Below are 19,324 nucleotides of genomic sequence, written 5' to 3'. Positions count from 1 at the left end.
GGCCTCCGGTGCGGCGCCGGCGTTTTGTTCTGGCTGCTGATGCCGGGCGCCGCGGGGCCGGCCATGGCGCAGATTGCCCCGCGGCTGACCGGCTCGGTGATCATCGACCAGCTGCAGGCCGCCCAGCACGAACTCGCCGCCCGCGCCGTCACCTTGCCGGGTTCGAGTCTCGGCGCGACCAGCCGGCGGCTGGCCGGCGTCACTGACGCCTTGCGTACGGTCCTGGGTGGTGATGCCGGCAAGCCGATCGACCTGATCGCCGTCGAGGCCCGGGCCAACGCCTATCGTGCCTACGCGGTAGCCCAGCGCACGCAGGCTTATCTGCAGGCAAGCAAGGGCTGCCTCGATGCGGACGCGAACGCGATGGCCGACGCGCTGGCCACAACGGTGGATCTCGTCGTCGGCGGCACCGGCTCGGCCAAGCTGCAGCCGGTCATCAATGGTGTGGAAACACTGGATCACCGGCCGCTGTTCGTCTTGCGCGGGGAGGGCAAGGACACCGCCTTCGCGCTGGTCGGCGCCAACCTGTTCGACGCGCAATGCGAGGACCCCGCGATCGTCGCGACCGACGCCCAGGGCAAACCGCAGAATGTGCAGCCCCGCATTACCGGCGTGCTGCCCAACCGGATCGAGCTGGCCGTGGCCGACGCCAGCCAGCTCCAGCCCGGCAGCTATGTGCTGCACGTCGTGCCACGGCGCAAGGCCTTCCTGGTCGGTTGTGCGGCGCAACCCGAAGCCATCGCAACGATGCAGGTCGCCGCGCCCGCGAAGATGTCAGTGAGCTATGCATTGAGCGCGACCTGCAGGGGAGACCGCCATGGCGGCCAGGCGAATGAGCAGATCCTGCCGGCGATCACAGGCACGATGCCGCAGATCAGCGGAGCCGGCGCGGTCGCCCAGCGGATCGAGCTGGGCGGTTGCGCCGAGCCGGTCAGCTATGCGATCAGCGCGACGGTCAGCTTCGGCGACGGCCGCAGCGCCTCGGTCGGACCGATCAGCCAGATCGCTTCGGCGGGCATCACCGCCGGCTTGCCGGGTGGTTTGGCGTTGAGCTGGGACCCGTCGGTACGCGAACTCTACGTGCGCCCGGCAGCCAGCAGCTGCAAGGGCGTCTACTGATCCAGGGGCGCGCCGGGAATCCGGCGCCAGATCCTATTCGTCGTCGGTATTGCCGGAAACGACGCGCAATTCCGAGATGCCGCCGGGCGCCAGGTCCTTCAGCAGATCCATGAAATCCATGCCGACCAGGCGTTGCGCACGGCGCAGCAGCAGCGGCACCGGGCTCGATGGTTCGTTGCGGGTGTAGTAGTCGCACAACTCGTCCAGTCGCCGCATGACGTCCTGCGGGCCGGCAATCGCGCCGGTGGATGCGCGGGTGCCGCCGCCCGCACCGTCTGCGCCGACCGCGCCCTCCTCACCCGAACCTTCCTGCGGCAGGCGGCGAGCGAGCTGCGGTTCCAGGAACTTCTTCAGTTCGTAGATATCGCTGAGCAGGTTCTTGAGATCCGGCCCGGCCGTACCGACGCGGTCATTGAAAATGGCGTCGATGGCCTTGGCATGTTCCAGCGATTCCCGGATCGCGGTGGTGGCGGCAACCAGCTCATCCTCGGCGCAATCCATGCAGCAGGCTTCGATTTCCGTCAGCGACGGTTCGGCGCCTTCCGACGCGGAAACCTTCAAGGTGCCGTTGGCGATGCGCAGAGCGCGCAGATCAAACCGCCCCAGCCGCGGGGATTGCACGAATGGCGTGGTGCGGAAATAGCGCAGCACCCCCTGCAGATCGCCCAGTGGCACCACTGAATTGACCCGCATGGTGGGGTCGTTGTCGTCTTCGGCATCCAGTTGCGGATGCACCGTTTCCCAGAAGTGTTCCAGCAGTCCGCGGATCAGGCCGAGGCCCGCGTTCCAGCCCGGCATGCCCGACGTGCGCAGCCAGCCCGTGGTGAGGTGCACTGCCGCGCGCACGTCCTTGGAACGTGCCAGCACGGTCTCGGCCAGTTCGACGACCTTGTCCCAATCCGGTTCTTCGGCGGCCTTGACGTTGTCGCCCACCGCGCGCTCGGCTTTCGGTGCGGCGGCGCGCTCGAGCGCGAGGTACTCCGGATCGTATTCCAGGTCATCCCCCGCCGGGGAGTCGTCTCCAATCGGTGCCAGCAAAGCCTCGAGGTTATATGCCGTCATGGAATCGCACCGCCTGCAGGGAGTGATTTCGCATTATCACAAATTATTGACACAAAACCAGTCGTCGCGACCGATTCGAATGTGCCGCATACGGGCGCTGTCGATTTGTCCGGCAACAGGCGACGCGGTCAGGCGACAGGGCCCGGATAATGGCTTGCCAGGAATGAACCCGGCTTGGGCGATGCCGACCGATCTATCGGCGCGCATGCATCCGGCGGCGCCGACGCAAGCGCTTCCAGCCCACCCATCGTCGCTCTGCCCACAGCAAACCGCGCCGGGTCGGGCGTTGCAGGAAAGGCAGATCCTGGGCGAGCAGCAGCAAGCCCAGCGGCAGCATCCACAATCCGAGCACGGGCAGGAAGCTGAAAACCCCGCTCACGATCAGGAGCAGCCCCACGGGAAAGCGCACCCAGCGTGAGGCGGGCTCACGCAACCAGCGAATGCCGTGACCGAGCCTGGCTGGAAGCAACCGTTCGATGCGGTCGAGCTGGCGATTCAGGTGTTCCCCGTCTCTTTCGGCCATGCTTCTCTTCGACTCGGTGCCGGTGTCCGTTTCGGTCAAACGGCGATTTCGGCGGTTCATGGCGGAACACGATTCAATGCCGCTCTATTCTCCGGATTCGTCGGTTGAATCGGGCGAGACATAGTATGGGTCTTCCGAGTCGCGTGCGTGACGGATCGCATCGCGCACCTCGGCATCCAGCCGATCGAGGTTCAGCACGACCTTGTCCGAATGCACCGCCCTGACGGCCGAAACGGGCACCACGAAATCGCCGCCGTTCTCGACATAGATGACCAGTTCGGAAGACCCCGGGCGGAGCTCCCGCACGGCCCCGATGCCTTCCTCCCCATCGGAGGCGAAAACCATGGAACCTTCGCGAATGTGTTCGAGCATGAGGGCGACTCCTGCGAGGCATGAGCGGGACGCGGAGCGGGGGTCACCCCGCGAAGCGTGTTATCCAGGCGACGTACCTGTCCACGAATCCCTGCAGGAATTTTCGGGTGCCATCGTTGCCGATGGTGCCGTCGTCGGCGATCAGGTCGTCCTTGAAATGGATGAACACCTCCGGCTGGGCCAGCACCGGCATGTCCAGATAGGCCAGGATGTTGCGCAGGTGTTGCTGGGCCATGGCAGTACCGGTCGCTCCGATCGAAGCGCCGATCACGGCGGCCGGCTTGCCGGCGAATGAATTGGTGCCCCAGGGGCGCGACGCGATGTCGATCGCGTTCTTCAGCACGCCGGGAACCGAGCGGTTGTACTCGGGCGTGACGAACAGCAGCGCATCGGCCGACGCCACGTCGTTCTTCAGGCGGCTGGCCACCGTCGGGTACGCGGCATCGAAGTCCTGCGAATACAACGGCAGGTCGTCGATCCGCACATGTTCGAACACCAGTTCGGCGGGGGCGAGTTTTTCCACCGCGCGGGCGAGCTGACGGTTGAACGAACCTTTGCGCAGGCTGCCGACAAAAACGGCGATCTTCAACGGCGTCATGGTTGTTCCCTGATAACGGGCGTGCCAAACCCTGTGCGCCAATGTATCGCCGAGGCGCGTCAAAAACGGATGAACCCATCACCCCGGATGAGGCTCGGACTGCTGCAACGTGTACTCTCTGCAACCGCCCTGCCTCATTCTCCGACCGTCCCGAACTTGTGAACGAGCCCATGCAAGCCATCGAAACCCAGATCGACGACGCCTTCGAGCGTCGCAACACGCTGACCCGGAGCGAGATCGAAGCCGATCTGCGGCCAGCCATCGACATGGTCATCGGGTTGCTCGAGTCCGGTGAGCGCCGTGTGGCTGAACCGGATGGTCATGGTGGCTGGACCGTGAACCAGTGGATCAAGAAAGCGGTGTTGCTGTACTTCCGCATCAACGACAACCGGGTGGTCGACGGTGGCCCGGCGCAGGCCTTCGACAAGGTGCCGTTGCGCTTCGCCCGCGGCGACGACGAGGAGTTGCAGCAGCTCGGCGCACGGGTGGTTCCGGGAGCGCTGGTGCGTCGCGGTGCGCACATCGCGAAAGACGCCGTGCTGATGCCCAGCTACGTCAACATCGGCGCGTACGTCGGTACCGGCAGCATGATCGACACCTGGGCCACGGTCGGGTCATGCGCGCAGATCGGAGCGGGCGTGCACCTGTCCGGCGGCGTCGGCATCGGTGGAGTGCTGGAGCCGTTGCAGGCCAATCCCACCATCATCGAAGACAACTGCTTCATCGGCGCCCGCTCCGAGGTGGTCGAGGGCGTGGTGGTGGAGCGCGGCAGCGTCATCGGCATGGGCGTGTTCCTCGGCCAGTCGACCCGCATCTACAACCGCGCCACCGGCGAGGTCAGCTATGGCCGCGTGCCTGCCGGCAGCGTGGTCGTGGCCGGCAGCCTGCCGGCGAAAGATGGCAGCCACAGCCTGTATGCCGCCATCATCGTCAAGCAGGTGGACGAGAAGACGCGCGGCAAGACCAGCATCAACGCACTGCTGCGGAGTGGCGAATGAACCCGGTCTTGTATGGGCTGCCGAACTGCGACACCTGCAGGAAGGCGCGCAACTGGCTGGCCCGATTCGGGGTGGCGCATGACTTCGTCGATTACCGCGCCAACCCGGTGCCCGCCCCGACGCTGAAGGACTGGGCGCGTCAGCTCGGCGGCTGGGACAAGCTGGTCAACAAATCGTCGACGACCTGGCGCAACCTGCTGCCGCAGCGCAAGAACCCCGGCAGCGATCCGGAATGGACCCTGCTGCTCAAGGAATATCCCGCACTGATCCGCCGCCCGGTGGTGATGCAAGCCGACGGAACGATCACCGTCGGCTTCACCGACAACGGCTTCAAGAAACTGTTCGCACGCTGAGATGGCGATGCGGCTATCGGGGCCGGCGCGAAGACGGACACGGTGAGTTCGGATCCACTCCATCCGCGCACAGATTCCCTTGCTACGCTTGCATCCCTTGCCGCCTCGTGGTCATCCACCATGTCCGATGTGCTCGAACTCGCCTGTGAGCTGATCCGCCGCCGTTCGGTGACGCCGGACGATGCCGGATGCCTGCCCCTCATCGGCGAGCGGCTGGCGCGCACGGGTTTTCGCATCACGCACCTGCGCTATGGCGAGGTCGACAACCTGTGGGCGACCCACGGCAGCGCCGGGCGCACTCTCGTCTTTCTCGGCCATACCGATGTGGTGCCGAGCGGGCCGGAAGCGGCTTGGCGGAGCCCGCCGTTCGAGCCGACGCTGCGAGATGGCCGTCTATACGGCCGTGGCGCCGCCGACATGAAGGGCTCGGTGGCTGCAATGGTGGTGGCGCTGGAACGATTCGTGGCGGAGCATCCCGGTCACCCCGGCCGCATCGGCCTGCTGCTCACCAGCGACGAGGAAGGCCCGACCAACCTGGATGGCGTGCGCCGGGTGGTGGAACACTTCGGCGCGATTGGCGAGCGCATCGACTGGTGCGTGGTGGGCGAGCCGTCGGCGAGGGAGCGGTTGGGCGACCTGATCCGCGTGGGCCGGCGCGGCTCGCTGTCCGGCACGCTGGCGGTGCGCGGCGTGCAGGGCCACGTGGCGTATCCGGAGAAGGCGCTGAACCCGATCCACGCCTTCGCCCCCGCACTGGCCGAACTCGCCGCCGAGCGTTGGGATGAAGGCAACGCCGATTTCCCGCCCACCTCGTTCCAGGTCTCCAACCTCAACGCCGGCACCGGCGCCAACAACGTGATCCCCGGCGAGCTCACCGCGCTGATCAACTTCCGTTACTGCACCGCCAGTCGCGCGGAAGACCTGCGCGCACGCACCGAGGCGATCCTGCAGCGCCACGGCCTGCGCTATGCGCTGGACTGGAACCTCTCCGGCGAACCGTTCCTCACCCCGCCCGGCGGCGCGCTGCGCGAGGCGGTGGTGGCGGTGTGCCGCGAGCTGTGCGGCATCGACCCCGAACAGAGCACCGGCGGCGGCACCTCCGACGGCCGCTTCATCGCGCCGATGGGCGCCGAGGTGGTGGAGGTCGGCCCGGTCAACGCAACCATCCACAAGGTCGACGAATGCGTCACGCTGGCGGAGCTTGAGCAGTTGCCGCAGCTGTACCGCGCCATCTGCGAACGGCTGCTGGCCGGAGCCTGATCTTCACGGTCGAGGCGGCCGGCTACCTCCGGTGCCACGCGCAGCCTCCTGCACGCATCGCGGCGCGGTATCCGGCGGGCCGGACGGCGGGAGCATCGTCGTGTCAGGGCCGCCGTTCGTTGCCGGCATCCGGCAGGATCGCCGGCGGCGCCGCCTCGTCCGATGGAGCACCGCGGAGCCCCTTGCGGAAATCGGCGATGGCGCCACCCAGGTCGCGGCCGGCGCTGCGCAGCTTGCCGGTGCCGAAGATCAGCAGAACCAATACAAGCAATACGATCCAGTGCGAGAGACTATTCAATCCGGGCATGGTTGGATTTTCCTGTCACGGGTGCGTGGGAGTGCGGGCCGACGATGCCGGCGGGAATGGCTGATGCGGGCTCGCTGGCGGACGCGTGGATGCCGCAGGTCCGGCAAGGCATTGCGAAGGGCGGCCGCTGGCGGCGGCGATCCGGGCGGGGCAGCGATAGTCCAGCGTGGCCACCAGTGCCGGCGTGATGTCGTCGAAACCCAGCACGGCGCCGCCATGCTCGTGGACGAACGCCGCTGCTGCCGTGCGGGTGGCGAACGGCGCCAGGGTCGGTCCCATCGAGCCGGGCAGCGGCTGCCAGGCCACGTAGTAGGCGCGGTGCGCGTCGATGAAGCTGACCGCGGCGTGGCTGGGTTGCTGCCAGTCGATGCGGGCGCTGTCCTGCACGAACAGTTCCTGCAGCGTGGCCTGGTTCTCCGGCTGCAGCACGTAGGCGAAGAAGTCGCGGGTGGAGTCGAATACCAGCGGCTTGGCGCGGCCGGCCACCCAGGCTTCCGCACGCGGGCCGGGCGAGCCATCCAGGTACATGCCGCAGACGGCGCAGGCGTCGTCCGGATGGGTATCGACCGCGCGCTGCGCGGGAACTTGGCCGCCGCCACAGCCGGCGAGCAGGGCCAGTGTGAGGGCCAGTGCGGCCAGTCGGCCGGAGCGGGGTGCGGAACGGGGTCGCATGCGATTCTCCTCAGACTTCCTTGCGCCGGAACGCGAGCATCGCCCATGCGAACGGCGCCGCCGCCCAAGCCAGCATCACCAGGCACAGCAGCAGCGGCGAATAGGCGTGGTGGGCGGTCATGCCGGTGAGCAGGTCGTTGCCGGCGCCGTCGCCCAGCGCGGTGAGGTTGACCAGCCGGAATACGTCGACCGGATTGAGCAGCAGCAGGTAGGGATACACCGCGCGCTCGACCGGGTTGCCGCCGCTGACCACCAGCAGCGCCAGCAGCGCGAGGTCGAACAGCACCACGCTGGCCAGCCAGCCGATCAGCGCCAGGCCGGCGGCGCGGGACTTGTCGGCGGTCTGCACGCTGATCAGGCAGGCCAGCCCGACGAAGCAGGCGCCCAGCAGCGAGGCGCTGAGGATGAAGCGGCCGATGTGCAGCCACGCCTGCAGCGTCTGCGCGGGCGGCTGCATCAGCTGCATGATCGCCACCGCCAGGCCGAAACCCGCCAGCGTGGCGGCGGCCAGCGCGCCGCAGTGGCCGAGGAACTTGCCGGCGACCAGCTGGCCGCGCGCCAGCGGGTAGCTGAGCATCAGCAGCAAGGTGCCGTCGTCGCGCTCGCCGACGATGGTGTCGTAGGCGATCAGCAGGCCGATCAGCGGGATCACGAAGGCGCCCAGCGTGGTCAGGCTGGCCAGCGTGGCGTCGAACGACGTGAAGCCGACCCGGCCGGCGGCGGCACTGCCGAACCAGGCGATGCCCAGCGCCAGCAGCGCGAACAATATCGTGAGCGCCACCGTCCAGCGGTTGCGGAAGTCGTCGCGGAACTCCTTCCAGGCGACGATGAAAATGCTGTTCATGCGCGGGCCTCCGCGGCGGGCTGCGGGCCGGCGCCGAGCCAGTCGTACAACTGCGCCAGCGTCGGCTCGCGTACGTCGAGGTCGGCGATGGCAGGGTTGGCGAGGAGTTCGCGCAGCGTACGCAGCTTGGCTTCGCGCGGCACCTGCAGCTCCAGTCGGCCATCGGGCCGCGACTGCGCGGCCAGGCCGCGCGCAGCCAGCTGGGTCATCAGTTCGGCGCCGGCGTTCTCGTGCGGACGCAGCAGCATGTGGGCGGGCAGTGCCGCCTGTTCGCCGAGTGCGGCCAGGCTGCCGGCGGCGAGCAACTTGCCCTGGCGCAGGATCAGCGCGCCGTCGATGTGCGGTTCCAGTTCGGCCAGCAGGTGCGAGGAGACCAGCACGCAGCGGCCGTCCGCGCGCAGCTCGCCGACGATCCGGTAAAGCTCGCGGGTGGCCTGCGGGTCGAGACCGGTGGTCGGTTCATCCAGCAGCACCAGTTCCGGCGAGCCGAGCAAGGCCTGCGCGAGGCCGAGGCGCTGGCGCATGCCCTTGGAGTAGGTGCCGATGCGCCGGTCGGCGGCGTGCGCCAGGCCGACGCGTTCCAGCAGCGCCTGCGCCTGGGCGCGCGGCGCCTGCTTCAGCCGGGCCAGGTAGTCGAGCAGCTCGCGGCCGCTGAGGTTGGCGTAGAAGGTGGCGCTCTCGGGCAGGTAGCCGATGCGCCGGCGCAAGGCGTGCGCGCGCCACGGTGACTGGCCGAGCACGGCGAGGCGGCCGCCGCTGGGCGCGATCAGGCCGAGGATCAGCTTGATCAGGGTCGACTTGCCGGCGCCGTTGTGGCCGAGCAGGCCGATCACCTGGCCGCGCGGCACGCAGGCGCTGACGCCGTCGAGCGCAGCGAGCGTGCCGTAGTGCTTGGCCAGCGCCTCGAATTCAATCGCGTGGTTCATGGTCGGGCCGGAAGGAGGCGGGGGCTTGCATGAGCGGGTGGCTGTCCTGCACCGATGGCGGCGTGAACACCGGGAACGCGCGTTGCACGTAGCGCAGCAGCAGCACCGCGGGGCTGGACATCAGGTTGCGTGCGGAGGGGTATTTCCACAGCAGTACGTCGACGCCGTCGTTGGGGCGGAACGGCACGTCGCCGATGCCGTCGGCGTCCAGGTCCCAGCCGAGGTAGTCGCTCCAGAAATTGCCGCGGCGGTTCGCCGACCATTCCTGGGCGAGGTTCTGCACGTACTTCACCTGGATGCGGTTGTCCACGAAGCGGTTGCCCCACAGGCGGTTGTTCTCCGAGCCGGCGGTCATGTGGATGCCGATCTGCGAGTCGGCGGCGAGGTTGTCGTGGATGGTGTTGAACTGCGACAGGTAGACGAACAGCCCCTTGCCCTCGGTGCCGTCGATCAGCCCGCCCCGGGTGTCGCGCTGGCCGTTGATGCGGCGTACCTGGTTGCCGGCGATCTCGCTGTGCGAGATGTAGTTGAGCAGGAAGCCGTAGGAATCATCGTCCTCGGCGGTATTGCCGATCACCTGGAGGTGATCGGAGGACATCAGTGCATAGCCGGCGAGGTTGCCGCGGCTGACGTTGTCCTGCAGCAGGTTGTGCTGCGAATACATGTAGTGGATGCCGTAGCGCACGCCATGCACCACGTTGCGCGCGATCGTGTTGTGTGGGCTGACGTAGACGTAGATGCCGTCGCGCGAGTCGGCCACGTCGTTGCCCTCGATGGTGCAGCCGGTGTCGTTCCACATGTGGATGCCGTCGCCGCGGTCGGCCACGCGCAGCGAGCGCATGCCGCGGATCACGTTGCGCGCAACCCGCACGTTGGCCGCGCCGTCGAGGTAGACGCCGAACAGGCTCTCCTCGATGCGGTTGCCCTCGAGCGTGACGTCGCGTGCCTGGCGCTCGACGAAGATGCCGGCGTTCATCGCGGTGAGATCGGTGCCGCTATGACGGATGGTCAACCCGCGTACGGCGACCTGCGCGGCGCCGATGCGCACCACGTCGCCTACGTCGCCGCCGTCGAGGATCGCGCCGGATTCGCCGACCAGGGTGATGGGTTTGTCCAGCCGCAGGTGCACCACGTGCACGCCGGCCGGCACGCGGACGGTGGCGCCCGGCGTTGCCGCGGCCACGATCTGCTCCAGTGAGTCTTGCGCATGCACCGATGCCGCCAGCAGTAGCGCCAGCGCCAGGGCGGCAAGGAAACGAAACATAGGCATGGGACCGGAAAGGCCAGGCCGTGCCGCCGCGCGCTGCGCGACGGCACGGCGCGGCTCACGCCTCCACCAGCATCCGCCCGCTCATCTCCATGTGCATCGCATGGCAGAAGAACGTGCAGTAGTACCAGAACACCCCCGCCTTGTCGGCGGTGAAGGTGGCCGAGGCGGTGGCGCCCGGGCTGATCTCCATGTTGATGCCGTAGTTGACGATGCAGAAGCCGTGGCTCACGTCCTCCACCGCATCGATGTTGGTCACCACCACGGTGACTTCGTCGCCTTTCTTCACCGTGAAGCTGCCCATGCCGAAGATCGGCGCGGCCGAGGTCATGTACACGAACACCTTGCGGCCTTCGCGGATGACCTTGCTGTCGGACAGCACGTTGATGCCGTGGCGCTTGGCCATGGCCACCGTCTCGGCGAAGAACGGATCGTCGCGATCCCAGCTCTTCTTGACCTTGTCGATCAGCAGCCGGCGGTGCAGCAGGATCACGTCGTGCGGCTCGGCGTAGACCGGGCCGTCGGCGACCAGCTTCATGGTCTCGCCGGAGATGTCGATCAGCTGGTCGTTGTCCGGATGCAGCGGGCCGGTGGGCAGGAAGCGGTCCTTGGAGAACTTGTTCAGCGACACCAGCCAGCGTCCGTCGGCGTCGCGTGTCTCGCCCATCGAGGTGTGGCAGTGGCCGGGCTGGTAGGCCACGTCGATCTTCTGGCGCAGGTAGTTGACCTTCTTGCCGGCGTGGGCGGCGATCGCGTCGGCGATGTTCCACTTGGCGATCTGGCTGTCGATGAACAGCGTGGTGTAGGCGTTGCCGCGACCATCGTAGGCGGTGTGCAATGGGCCCAGGCCCAGCTCGGGCTCGGCCACCACCGTATCGCGCGGGTCCTTGAGCTTGCCGGCGAAGCAGTCGTCGATGCGGCTCCACTCCATCACGGTGACGGTGGGCGAGAGCTTGCCGTTGGCGACCACGTACTTGCCGTCGGGGCTGGCGTTGATCCCGTGCGGGTTCTTCGGGATCGGGATGTACAAGGTGAACGACGAGCCGTGGCGGCCGTCCAGCACCGGTACCTTGGAGCTGCCGATGGTCTTGAAGTCGCCCTTCTTCACCGCCGCCTCGATCCGCGCGATGTTGAACACCACCGCCCAGTCGCGCTCGGCCTGCATCGTGCCGGGCAGGTCCATGCCGCCCTCGCTGTTGTAGCAGGTGGAGATGGCGTACTTGCCGGCGTAGTCGGCCTCGGTGTTGTCCAGGTTGCCGTCCACCAGCACCTGCCAGACGACTTCCATGGTGTCGCCGTCGAGCGCGCTGAACATGGTCTGGTATTTCTTCGTGTCCTCCAGGTCGCGCCCGTCGTTCGGCGCCGGGATCAGGAACTCGCCGTTGGCGAACACGTAGCCGGTACGCGGTGCCCGCTGCACGCGCAGGCCGTGGATCGCCTGCACGTTGGGCACGTCGGTGATGCGGTCGCAACGCATCACGTCGCAGCGGATGCGCGCCACGCGGGTATGCGCCTTGTCGTTGATGAAGATGTAGCGGCCGTCGTAGTGGCCGTCGGTCTGGCTCATGTGCGGGTGGTGGCAGTCGCCGCCGGGCGGGAAGTTCGGCCCGAGCACGCGCTTGCTCTCGTTGGTGACGCCCCAGCCGATGGTGAAGTCGGGGTTGAACACCGGGATGCGCATCAGCTCGCGCATCGAGGGCACGCCGACGATGCGCACCTCGCCGGACTGGCCGCCGCTCCAGAAGCCGTAGTACTCGTCGAGCTGGCCGGGCGGCACGTGGTCGGAGAGTTCGCCGGCGGCCGAGGCCGCCTTGGCCGGTCCGGCGGCACCGGCCTGGTCACCCTTGCGGCCACAGCCCGCCAGCGCCAGCCCCGCCGCACCGGCAAGGCTGGCCAGTGCGCTGGTCTTCATGAAGTTGCGGCGTGCGGGGTTGCCCGGTTCCGCAGCCGGTCCGGACTGGCCGGGTTTGTTGCTCGATTCGTCGTGCATGGCGCTCCATCCCTCTGGATAGGTGGGTGGGTCAGTCGGCGGCCTTCGCCGGCTCGTGGGTTGCCGGCGTCGCCGCCGGGATGATCGTCAGCACCGGCGTGGGCAGCGGCCGCGCGGCGCGTTCGCGCTTCTTGCGGCGCTCCACCAGCGGCGGGCACTTTTTGTCGTTGGCATAGGTGACCTGGCAATCCAGGCAGTAGTGGCATTCGTTGAAGTTGATCTGGCCGATCGCGTTGATCGCCTTCACTTCGCATTCGTTGGCGCAGATCTGGCAGGGGCGGCCGCATTCCTTGCGCCGGCGCAGCCACTCGAACAGGTGGAAGCGGCCGGACACCGCCAGTCCGGCGCCCAGCGGGCACACGTAGCGGCAGTAGAACTTGTTGTTGAACGCCGACACCGCCACCAGCGCCACCGCGTAGAGCACGTAGCTCCACGAGCGGGCGAAGTGCAGGTTGATCGCGGTCTTGAACGGCTCGACCTCGGCGTAGCGCTCGGCCATGTTGAGCGACTGCAGCGACATCCCGAACAGCACCAGCAGAATGATGTACTTGATCGCCCACAGCCGTTCGTGCACGTATTGGGGCACTTCGAACTGCGGCACGTGCAGCCGGCGCGCCAGCTTGTTCACCAGCACCTGCAGCGCGCCGAACGGGCACAGCCAGCCGCAGTAGATGCCTCGCCCGAGCAGCAGCAGGGTGGCGGCCACGAACACCCACAGGATGAACACCAGCGGATCCATCAGGAACGTGGACCAGCGGAAGCCGTGCAGCACCGACTGGATGAAGGTGAGGATGTTCACCACCGACAGCTGCGCCAGCCCGTACCAGCCGATGAACACCAGCGTGTAGATCAGGAAGCCCACGCGCAGGCGTTCGAGCAGGTGCGGGCGCGCCACGATCCAGTCCTGGAACATCAGGATCAGCGTGAGCACGGTGAGCCCGGCCAGCAGCAGCGCGATGTCGATGCGGCGCCCGTACCAGACCTTCTGCCACAGCGGCGCGTTGGCCGGCAGCGCGTCGGCGGGCGCTTCGGCGGCGGCGTCCGGCCGGGTCGTGTAGACCGCCGGCATGCGGTAGTCGCTGGTGAAGGTGTGGTAGATGCTCTGCAGCGGGCCGACCTGGCGGTTCACCATCAGCTGCAGCGTCCACGGCCGGGTCGCATCGAAGCCGCTGCCGCTGTTGCGCACGATGAAGATCGCCTGCTCGGCGAAGGCGGGCTTGCCGCGCAGCGGGGTGTCGTTCATCGACACCAGGTCGGTGTCCTTGAACAGCACCAGCTTGCCGTCCTGCAGCAGGTGCACGCGGTCGAAGATGCCGCCGCGCACGTAGCCCAGTCCCTTGAACGAGTAGATGCCGTTGGCCATCACCGCGATCGCGGTATCGCCGGGCTTGAGCTGTTTCATCAGCTCGGCGTGGGCCGCGGTGCCCAGCAGGTTTCTCCCTACCGTGGGCGGGGTGACGTCGGCGAAGTACAGGTCGATGAAGGTGTCCGTGCCATGGCCGGCGGCCGGCGCGGTGGGGTCGTCGACCAGGCCGCTCTCCGGCTGGCCCTTGAACGCGTCGACGACCGCCCGCCGCGCCAGCTGCAGGTGGCCGATCGCGCCATTGCCGGTCAGCGCCTGCCAGTCGGCGGCCACGAAGTAGCCGGAGCGGACCTGCGCGGCGGCCGCGCCGGTGTCGGCCGCGCCGGCGATCAGCTTGCGCGAGGCAGCCACCTTCAGCGCCGAGTTCATGATCGTCTCGTTGGCCACCATCGAGGTCACCGTGGCGCTGCTGATCGCGTCGATGCGCACGCTGCCGCTGGCGCCGCCACCGACCACGATGCGGTCGTCCACGCGGTGGCCGATGTAGCGGGCCACGAAGTCGTACAGCTTCTGCACCGGGATGCCGACCAGCAGGATCGGCTCGTGCTGTTCCAGCACGCGGGCGTCGCGGATGCTGCCGTCGGTGCCGATCGAGACCAGGATGTTGATCGGCGCGCCCGAGTAGGCCGGCACCGGCGCCACCATCACCGTCTCGAACGCGTAGCCGATGACCTTGTCGCCGCGGTACACCGCCGCGGCGGGCGGAGTGCCCTCGATATCGCCGAAGCGGGTGGCGTCGGGGAACACCTGGTGCAGCTGCGGGTGCTTCGCGTCGATGCCGGCCAGCGCGACGGGCGCCGGCACAAGCAGCAACAGCGCGAGCAGCCACTGCGCCACGAAAGAGCGGGAGCGGCAGACGCGCATCACGCCAGCTCCGCCGTGCCGGCGATCAGCGGCAGATCGCGCGAGCGCCAGCGCTGCTCGCCGGTGCGCGAGAACGCCAGCCACTGGTGATCCTGCGCCGCCATCAACGCCGACAGCTGCGGCAGCTCCAGCGAGAACGCCGCCGTGCTCATGCCGTCGGCCAGCACCGATCGCTGCGCCACCACGGTCACGCTGGAATAGCTCTGCGGCGAATAGCCGGTGCGCGGGTTGACGATGTGGAACAGGCGCCGGTCGGTGGAGAAGAACACGCGGTAGTTGCCCGAGGTCGACAGTGCCGCGTTGCGCACCTGCACCACCGCCGCCACCCGGCTCACGTCGCGCGGGTCGACGATGCCGACGTTCCAGTGCCGCTCGGGATCGTTGCCGCAGATCGCCTGGATGTCGCCGCCGGCGTCGATCAGGCCGTACTCGATGCCCGCCGCGCGCAGCGCCGCGATGCCCTGGTCGACCACATGGCCCTTGGCGATGCCGTCCAGAGTGATCGCCATGCCCGGCCGCAGCAGTCGCACGCCGCGCGCGTCCAGCGTGAGGTCGCGCCAGCCCACCTGTTGCTCGCGGCGGTCGATCGCGTCGCGTTCGCGCGCGTCGATGCCGGACACGCCACGCAAGGTTTCGAAATAGCGCAGCACCGGCAGCACGGTGACGTCGAACGCGCCTCCGGTCAGCGCCGACAGCGACAGCGCCTCGCGCAGCACCGTGTGCAGGTTCGCCGGCACCAGCGCCAGCCGGCCGTCGCGATTCAGCCGCGACAGCGCGCTGGCCGGGTCGAAACGGGTCAGCTCGGCAGCCGTCGCGGCCATGCGTGCGAAGGCCGCCTCGATCGCCGCGCCCGCCGCCTGCACGTCGTCGGACAGGCAGGTGACCGCCACCGAGGTCTGCATCAGCGTGCGCTCGCGCCGAACCTGCCACAGGTTCTGCCTGCGCTTGAGCACTGCCCAGCCGCCGCCAGCCAGCAGGCCGCCGGCCAGCGCGAGTTGCCCGGTCTGTTTCAGCCAGCGCCGGCGTTCGGGCGAGCGCAGGTCGCTGGGGTCGGGGGAACGATGCATGGGATGCCTCCCGTGGCGGTGAGCGTGTGCATGCGTGACGCGATGTGCGAGGGTTCAGGCCGCGCTGGCGGCCACTCGTGGCGGAGGTTGCGCGACGGCATCGCCGCGCTCGACCTCGCGCACGCCCAGGCGCCGCTGCAGCGCCGGGCTGGTGGTCGTGTACTGCAGGTTCACCTTGTCGCCGGGATGCAGGTGCGCATGTGCGGCGAAGGCGCACAGCGCCGCCTCGTGGAAGCCGGAAAGGATCAGCTTCTTCTTGCCCGGGTAGGTATTGATGTCGCCCACCGCGAAGACGCCGGGCGTGGAGGTCTGGAACGTCGACGGATCCACCACCAGCTGCTGGCGTTCCAGCGCCAGCCCCCACTCGGCGATCGGCCCCAGCGCCGGATGCAGGCCCCAGAACACCAGCAGGTGCGAAGCCTCGATGCGCTGGACCATGCCGCTGCGCGCGCGCACGCGCACCTGCGTCAGAGCCTCGTCGGCGGTCTCCAGCCCGACGATGTCGCCTTCGCACAGCTGCATGCGGCCCTCGTCGCACAGCGCCTGCATGCGCGCCACGCTGGCCGGTGCCGCGCGGAAGGTGGACGAACGGTGGACCAGCACCAGGCTGCGCACCCGGTCGACCAGGGCCAGCGCCCAGTCCAGCGCTGCATCGCCACCGCCGGCAATCACGATGTCCTGGCCGTCGAACAGCGCCGGCTGCGCCACCTTGTAATGCAGCGTGCGGTCCACCAGGCGTGCGGCTTCCGGCAGGTCGAGCGTGCGCGGCGCGAACGCGCCCAGTCCGCCGGCGATGATCACCACGCCGGCGTTGAAGGCCAGACCCGCGCTGGTGCGCAGGCTGAAGCGGCCGTCCGCCATGCGTTCGAGCGAGGTGACGGTGTGGCCCAGATGGAACTGCGGCGCGAACGGACGGATCTGCTGCTGCAGGCGCTCGATCAGCTCGCGCCCGCTGCACACCGGCACCGCCGGGATGTCGTAGATCGGCTTGTCCGGGTACAGCTCGATGCATTGCCCGCCGGCATGCGGCACGGCATCGACCACGTGTGCATCCAGCCCGAGCAGGCCCAGCTCGAAAACCTGGAACAGGCCGACCGGGCCCGCGCCGATGATGACGGTGTCGCAGTTGATCATTTGCCGATCCGCCTTGTGGACGGTGCGGATCATGCGCGCGAACGAAGGCGATGCCTTTGACCTCGGTCAGACGTGCCCGCGAGGCTCGTGCGGTCGAATGTCGCACGGCGCTCGGTGACCCGATCGGCGTGTTCCGCCGCGGCTGGCTGCCAGGCACGCTCATCGTGTCGTGAGCGGCGGCCACGCACCGGACCCGTTCCTCACCCGCCCGGCGGCGTGGCGCGCTAAACCGTGGTGGCGGTCCGCTGCGCGCTGGGCGGCGTCGATCCCGGGCAAGGCAACGGTGGTGACGGCACCGGCGGCGGCTTCATCGCGTCAGACTGCGCGGCAGCCGTCCCCGGGTCGTTCAGGACGCCACGGGCCACGCGACGATCTCCACCTCCGGGCTGCCCTGGGTCAGCCGCGCCCAATCGGCTTCGGCCTCCTCGCGGCTGCGTTTGCAGAACTGGCCGGCGATCTGCGAGGTACCGCCAAAGTGGCGAACAACGCTGGCGTGGCAGTAGCCAAGATTCATGTCGCACTTGGGGGAACGGCCGGCGAACTCATGCCATACCTTCGGCTGCTGCTGATGCATGTGCGCGGTGAAGGCGGCGAGGGTGGCCATCATGGCGGCTTCACTCCCGTCCGAGTCGCGATTCTCCCAGACCTTGCTGTGGACGCCGCCTGGCTTGCTGACGAACTGCATGAAGACGTGACAGTACTTGCTGATTCCTGCAGCCGGCGCAGCCGTTACGGCTGCCGTGGTGTCCGTGGATGGCGCGATGGCAGTACCGGTTTGCGCGGTGACTGCGGCGGGTCGTCCCGACAACCCCACCGACACCTCATGTTCGGAGCGCTCGCGCCACACTTGCAACGTGACGGGTGTGCCTGCGGGGAGACGACCGACCATCACCGGCAGGTCGGTGAACTGGTTCACCGCTTGCTGGTTGATGCCGAGCACGACATCCATCGGCTTGATCCCGGCCGCTTCCGCCGGGCGGCCTTTCAGCACTTCGACCACCAGTGCGCCGCGCGCGCGGTCCATGCCCAGCGCCAGCGCGAGAGTGGGGCTGACCTCGCCGACATGGATGCCGAGCGTGCCTTGTGCAGGGGCCGCGCCGGGCTCTGCTGCGGTGGGAGCCGAAGGAACTGCTGCGGCCGTTACTGTTGCTGCTGATTCCTGCGCGGGCCGCCACGCGACATCCGTGAATTTCAGATTGAATCCGCTGAACATCTTGCGGTAGTCGTGCAACGCCTTCTCGGCTTCCGCGCGCGTGTCCTTGAAGTAGCAGTCCGGCTGCCCCTGGGCCAGCCCGTTCGGTGCGGCCACGTCGCGCGCGAATTCCTTGCCGTAGGCCGCGGCCTGCGTATAGGCGGTGACGGGGCTCGATCCGTCCACGCTCATCTCGAACACCAGCGCGGCCACGGTCTTGCGCAGGTCCGCATCGGTTGCGACGCAGTAGAAATACCTGGTGACCGCGGCGGGCTTCGCCGCGACGGTGGCCGGACTCCACGGCGCGGGTGTCCAGGGCACATCCATCCACCGATGGGCACGCACCATGCCCATGAAGCGCTTGGTCATGATGGCGCGGATCTCATTGCGGTGCGCTTCGATCTCGGCCCGCCCTCCGTTGGCGAGCACGCAGGCCTTGTCGCCCGCGCCACCCATGCTGCCGACGAAGGCGTGGAATTCGCTGGCCATGTCCTGCGTGCGGGTGAACTGGTTCCTGCCATCGGGCAGGTATGCGTACTCGAAGACCGGCGAGGCCCAGACCTTGTGACTCGCCGTGTCGGTAACGGAGCAGTAGCTGAAGGCTTGTCGTGTCACCGGCGACGCGGGCGATTGCGCGCAGAGAGCGGGCGAGAGGCAAACGGCGAAAACGCATGCAACGACGGCGGCGAAACGCTGCATCGGAAAACTCCCGCAAGGTCGAATGCGCGAAAGCCGCACGCCGCTGCCTCGGCAGCACCGCCGGTTCCGCATGTCATGGCCCCAAGGCCCCCTGCGGCTACAGTACCTTACCGGCAGCTGGTCGCCATAGTCTCCTGTGGCGCAGCCTCGCGCCTGCCATCCTTCAGTTTCCGCTCTCGAGCCATGCCTGCGGCACCTTGCGGATATCCCTCATCGAATAGCCCAGTGTCTGGACGCGGGCGATCAGCGCGTCGTAGTCGGCCTGGGGAATGGTCGGCGTGCGCGCCATGATCCAGGTGTAGTCGCGGGCGTCGCGGGCGACGATGGTCTGGCTGTAGTCGTCATTCAGCCAGGCCACGACGTATTGCGCCTTGAGCGGCCAGAGCACCTGCACGCCCCATACCGCATTGCTGCTGCCGGCCGTGACGAAGCCGGTGGAGCGAATCGTTTTCAGCGGCTTGTCGAAGGCACCGTCGCGAAAGTGGAATCGGGTGTCGATGGTGCCGTCCGTTTGCAGCGTGTAGGTTTCGACTGCGTTGTAGGCATGCTTCTCGAAACGCGTCGGGATGCAGGCGATCACGTACCACCTGCCCATGAAGCGGGGCAGGTCGACGTGCGCGACGGGCTTGATCGGCGGCAGGTTGCCGGCATGGCAAGCCGTGCCGGCGACGGCCAGGACGCAGGCCAGGAGTAGCGCTTTGGGCGGGTGCATGC

19 protein-coding genes are annotated in these 19,324 nt (G+C 68.0%); 4 read left to right on the top strand and 15 right to left on the bottom strand.

The window, feature by feature from the left end:
• Positions 1-63 precede the first annotated feature (63 nt).
• Positions 64-1,119, top strand: coding sequence for a hypothetical protein (locus ACFPME_RS03690; RefSeq protein ID WP_377302135.1), 1,056 nt, complete (start codon positions 64-66; stop codon positions 1,117-1,119).
• A gap of 33 nt (positions 1,120-1,152) precedes the next feature.
• Here the strand turns inward: ACFPME_RS03690 and tssA are convergent, their stop codons facing one another.
• The 4 genes from tssA to ACFPME_RS03670 all read right to left on the bottom strand — a co-directional run bounded on the left by tssA (position 1,153) and on the right by ACFPME_RS03670 (position 3,674).
• Complete coding sequence (tssA, locus tag ACFPME_RS03685) at positions 1,153-2,181, bottom strand: type VI secretion system protein TssA (RefSeq protein WP_377302133.1); 1,029 nt, start codon at positions 2,179-2,181, stop codon at positions 1,153-1,155.
• A 193-nt stretch (positions 2,182-2,374) separates the two neighbouring features.
• Positions 2,375-2,704, bottom strand: a complete 330-nt coding sequence (locus tag ACFPME_RS03680; protein ID WP_377302131.1) for a hypothetical protein — start codon at positions 2,702-2,704, stop codon at positions 2,375-2,377.
• A gap of 84 nt (positions 2,705-2,788) precedes the next feature.
• The gene (locus tag ACFPME_RS03675) at positions 2,789-3,076 is read right to left on the bottom strand and encodes a hypothetical protein (protein ID WP_377302129.1); all 288 of its coding nucleotides are present in this window, start codon (positions 3,074-3,076) and stop codon (positions 2,789-2,791) included.
• Between the two features lie 43 nt (positions 3,077-3,119).
• Positions 3,120-3,674, bottom strand: a complete 555-nt coding sequence (locus ACFPME_RS03670) for an NADPH-dependent FMN reductase (protein ID WP_377302127.1) — start codon at positions 3,672-3,674, stop codon at positions 3,120-3,122.
• Positions 3,675-3,844: 170 nt separating this feature from the next.
• On the opposite strand from ACFPME_RS03670, the gene dapD reads away from it, so the two are divergent.
• The 3 genes from dapD to dapE all read left to right on the top strand — a co-directional run bounded on the left by dapD (position 3,845) and on the right by dapE (position 6,285).
• Positions 3,845-4,672, top strand: coding sequence for a 2,3,4,5-tetrahydropyridine-2,6-dicarboxylate N-succinyltransferase (dapD, locus tag ACFPME_RS03665; protein ID WP_377302125.1), 828 nt, complete (start codon positions 3,845-3,847; stop codon positions 4,670-4,672).
• Positions 4,669-5,025, top strand: a complete 357-nt coding sequence (locus tag ACFPME_RS03660) for a Spx/MgsR family RNA polymerase-binding regulatory protein (protein WP_377302123.1) — start codon at positions 4,669-4,671, stop codon at positions 5,023-5,025. Before dapD ends, ACFPME_RS03660 begins: the two co-directional genes overlap by 4 nt.
• A gap of 120 nt (positions 5,026-5,145) precedes the next feature.
• Entirely contained in the window at positions 5,146-6,285 is a 1,140-nt protein-coding gene (gene dapE, locus ACFPME_RS03655; protein WP_377302121.1) for a succinyl-diaminopimelate desuccinylase, read from the top strand.
• A gap of 103 nt (positions 6,286-6,388) precedes the next feature.
• Here dapE and tatA read toward each other — a convergent pair whose 3' ends face one another.
• The 11 genes from tatA to ACFPME_RS03600 form a co-directional block, all read right to left on the bottom strand.
• Positions 6,389-6,592: a twin-arginine translocase TatA/TatE family subunit gene (tatA, locus tag ACFPME_RS03650; RefSeq protein WP_377302119.1), complete on the bottom strand. Its 204-nt coding sequence runs from the start codon at positions 6,590-6,592 to the stop codon at positions 6,389-6,391.
• A 15-nt stretch (positions 6,593-6,607) separates the two neighbouring features.
• On the bottom strand, positions 6,608-7,264 hold the full coding sequence (locus tag ACFPME_RS03645) for a nitrous oxide reductase accessory protein NosL (protein ID WP_377302117.1): 657 nt from the start codon (positions 7,262-7,264) through the stop codon (positions 6,608-6,610).
• Between the two features lie 10 nt (positions 7,265-7,274).
• A complete protein-coding gene (locus ACFPME_RS03640) occupies positions 7,275-8,108 on the bottom strand; it encodes an ABC transporter permease (RefSeq protein WP_377302115.1) in 834 nt (277 codons plus the stop codon).
• A complete protein-coding gene (locus ACFPME_RS03635) occupies positions 8,105-9,034 on the bottom strand; it encodes an ABC transporter ATP-binding protein (protein WP_377302113.1) in 930 nt (309 codons plus the stop codon). Before ACFPME_RS03635 ends, ACFPME_RS03640 begins: the two co-directional genes overlap by 4 nt.
• Positions 9,018-10,298, bottom strand: a complete 1,281-nt coding sequence (locus tag ACFPME_RS03630) for a nitrous oxide reductase family maturation protein NosD (protein WP_377302111.1) — start codon at positions 10,296-10,298, stop codon at positions 9,018-9,020. Before ACFPME_RS03630 ends, ACFPME_RS03635 begins: the two co-directional genes overlap by 17 nt.
• A gap of 61 nt (positions 10,299-10,359) precedes the next feature.
• Positions 10,360-12,291, bottom strand: a complete 1,932-nt coding sequence (gene nosZ, locus ACFPME_RS03625) for a TAT-dependent nitrous-oxide reductase (protein WP_377302109.1) — start codon at positions 12,289-12,291, stop codon at positions 10,360-10,362.
• Positions 12,292-12,322: 31 nt separating this feature from the next.
• A complete protein-coding gene (locus ACFPME_RS03620) occupies positions 12,323-14,518 on the bottom strand; it encodes a 4Fe-4S binding protein (protein WP_377302107.1) in 2,196 nt (731 codons plus the stop codon).
• Positions 14,518-15,585, bottom strand: a complete 1,068-nt coding sequence (locus ACFPME_RS03615) for an FAD:protein FMN transferase (RefSeq protein ID WP_377302105.1) — start codon at positions 15,583-15,585, stop codon at positions 14,518-14,520. The genes ACFPME_RS03620 and ACFPME_RS03615 overlap by 1 nt, the downstream gene beginning before the upstream one ends.
• A gap of 54 nt (positions 15,586-15,639) precedes the next feature.
• Positions 15,640-16,719 carry an NAD(P)/FAD-dependent oxidoreductase gene (locus ACFPME_RS03610; protein ID WP_377302103.1) on the bottom strand — a complete coding sequence of 360 codons (1,080 nt, stop codon included), beginning with the start codon at positions 16,717-16,719 and terminating at the stop codon, positions 15,640-15,642.
• 346 nt (positions 16,720-17,065) lie between these two features.
• Positions 17,066-18,610, bottom strand: a complete 1,545-nt coding sequence (locus ACFPME_RS03605) for a PDZ domain-containing protein (RefSeq protein WP_377302101.1) — start codon at positions 18,608-18,610, stop codon at positions 17,066-17,068.
• Positions 18,611-18,773: 163 nt separating this feature from the next.
• The gene (locus tag ACFPME_RS03600; RefSeq protein ID WP_377302098.1) at positions 18,774-19,322 is read right to left on the bottom strand and encodes a lipocalin family protein; all 549 of its coding nucleotides are present in this window, start codon (positions 19,320-19,322) and stop codon (positions 18,774-18,776) included.
• Between the last annotated feature and the right edge of the window lie 2 nt (positions 19,323-19,324).

Source organism: Rhodanobacter umsongensis (genome assembly GCF_042654965.1).
In the GTDB taxonomy this organism is placed as follows: Bacteria; Pseudomonadota; Gammaproteobacteria; order Xanthomonadales; family Rhodanobacteraceae; genus Rhodanobacter; species Rhodanobacter umsongensis.
The sequence above is the reverse complement of the archived record's forward strand: the minus strand, read 5'-3'. Positions and strand labels throughout refer to the sequence as shown.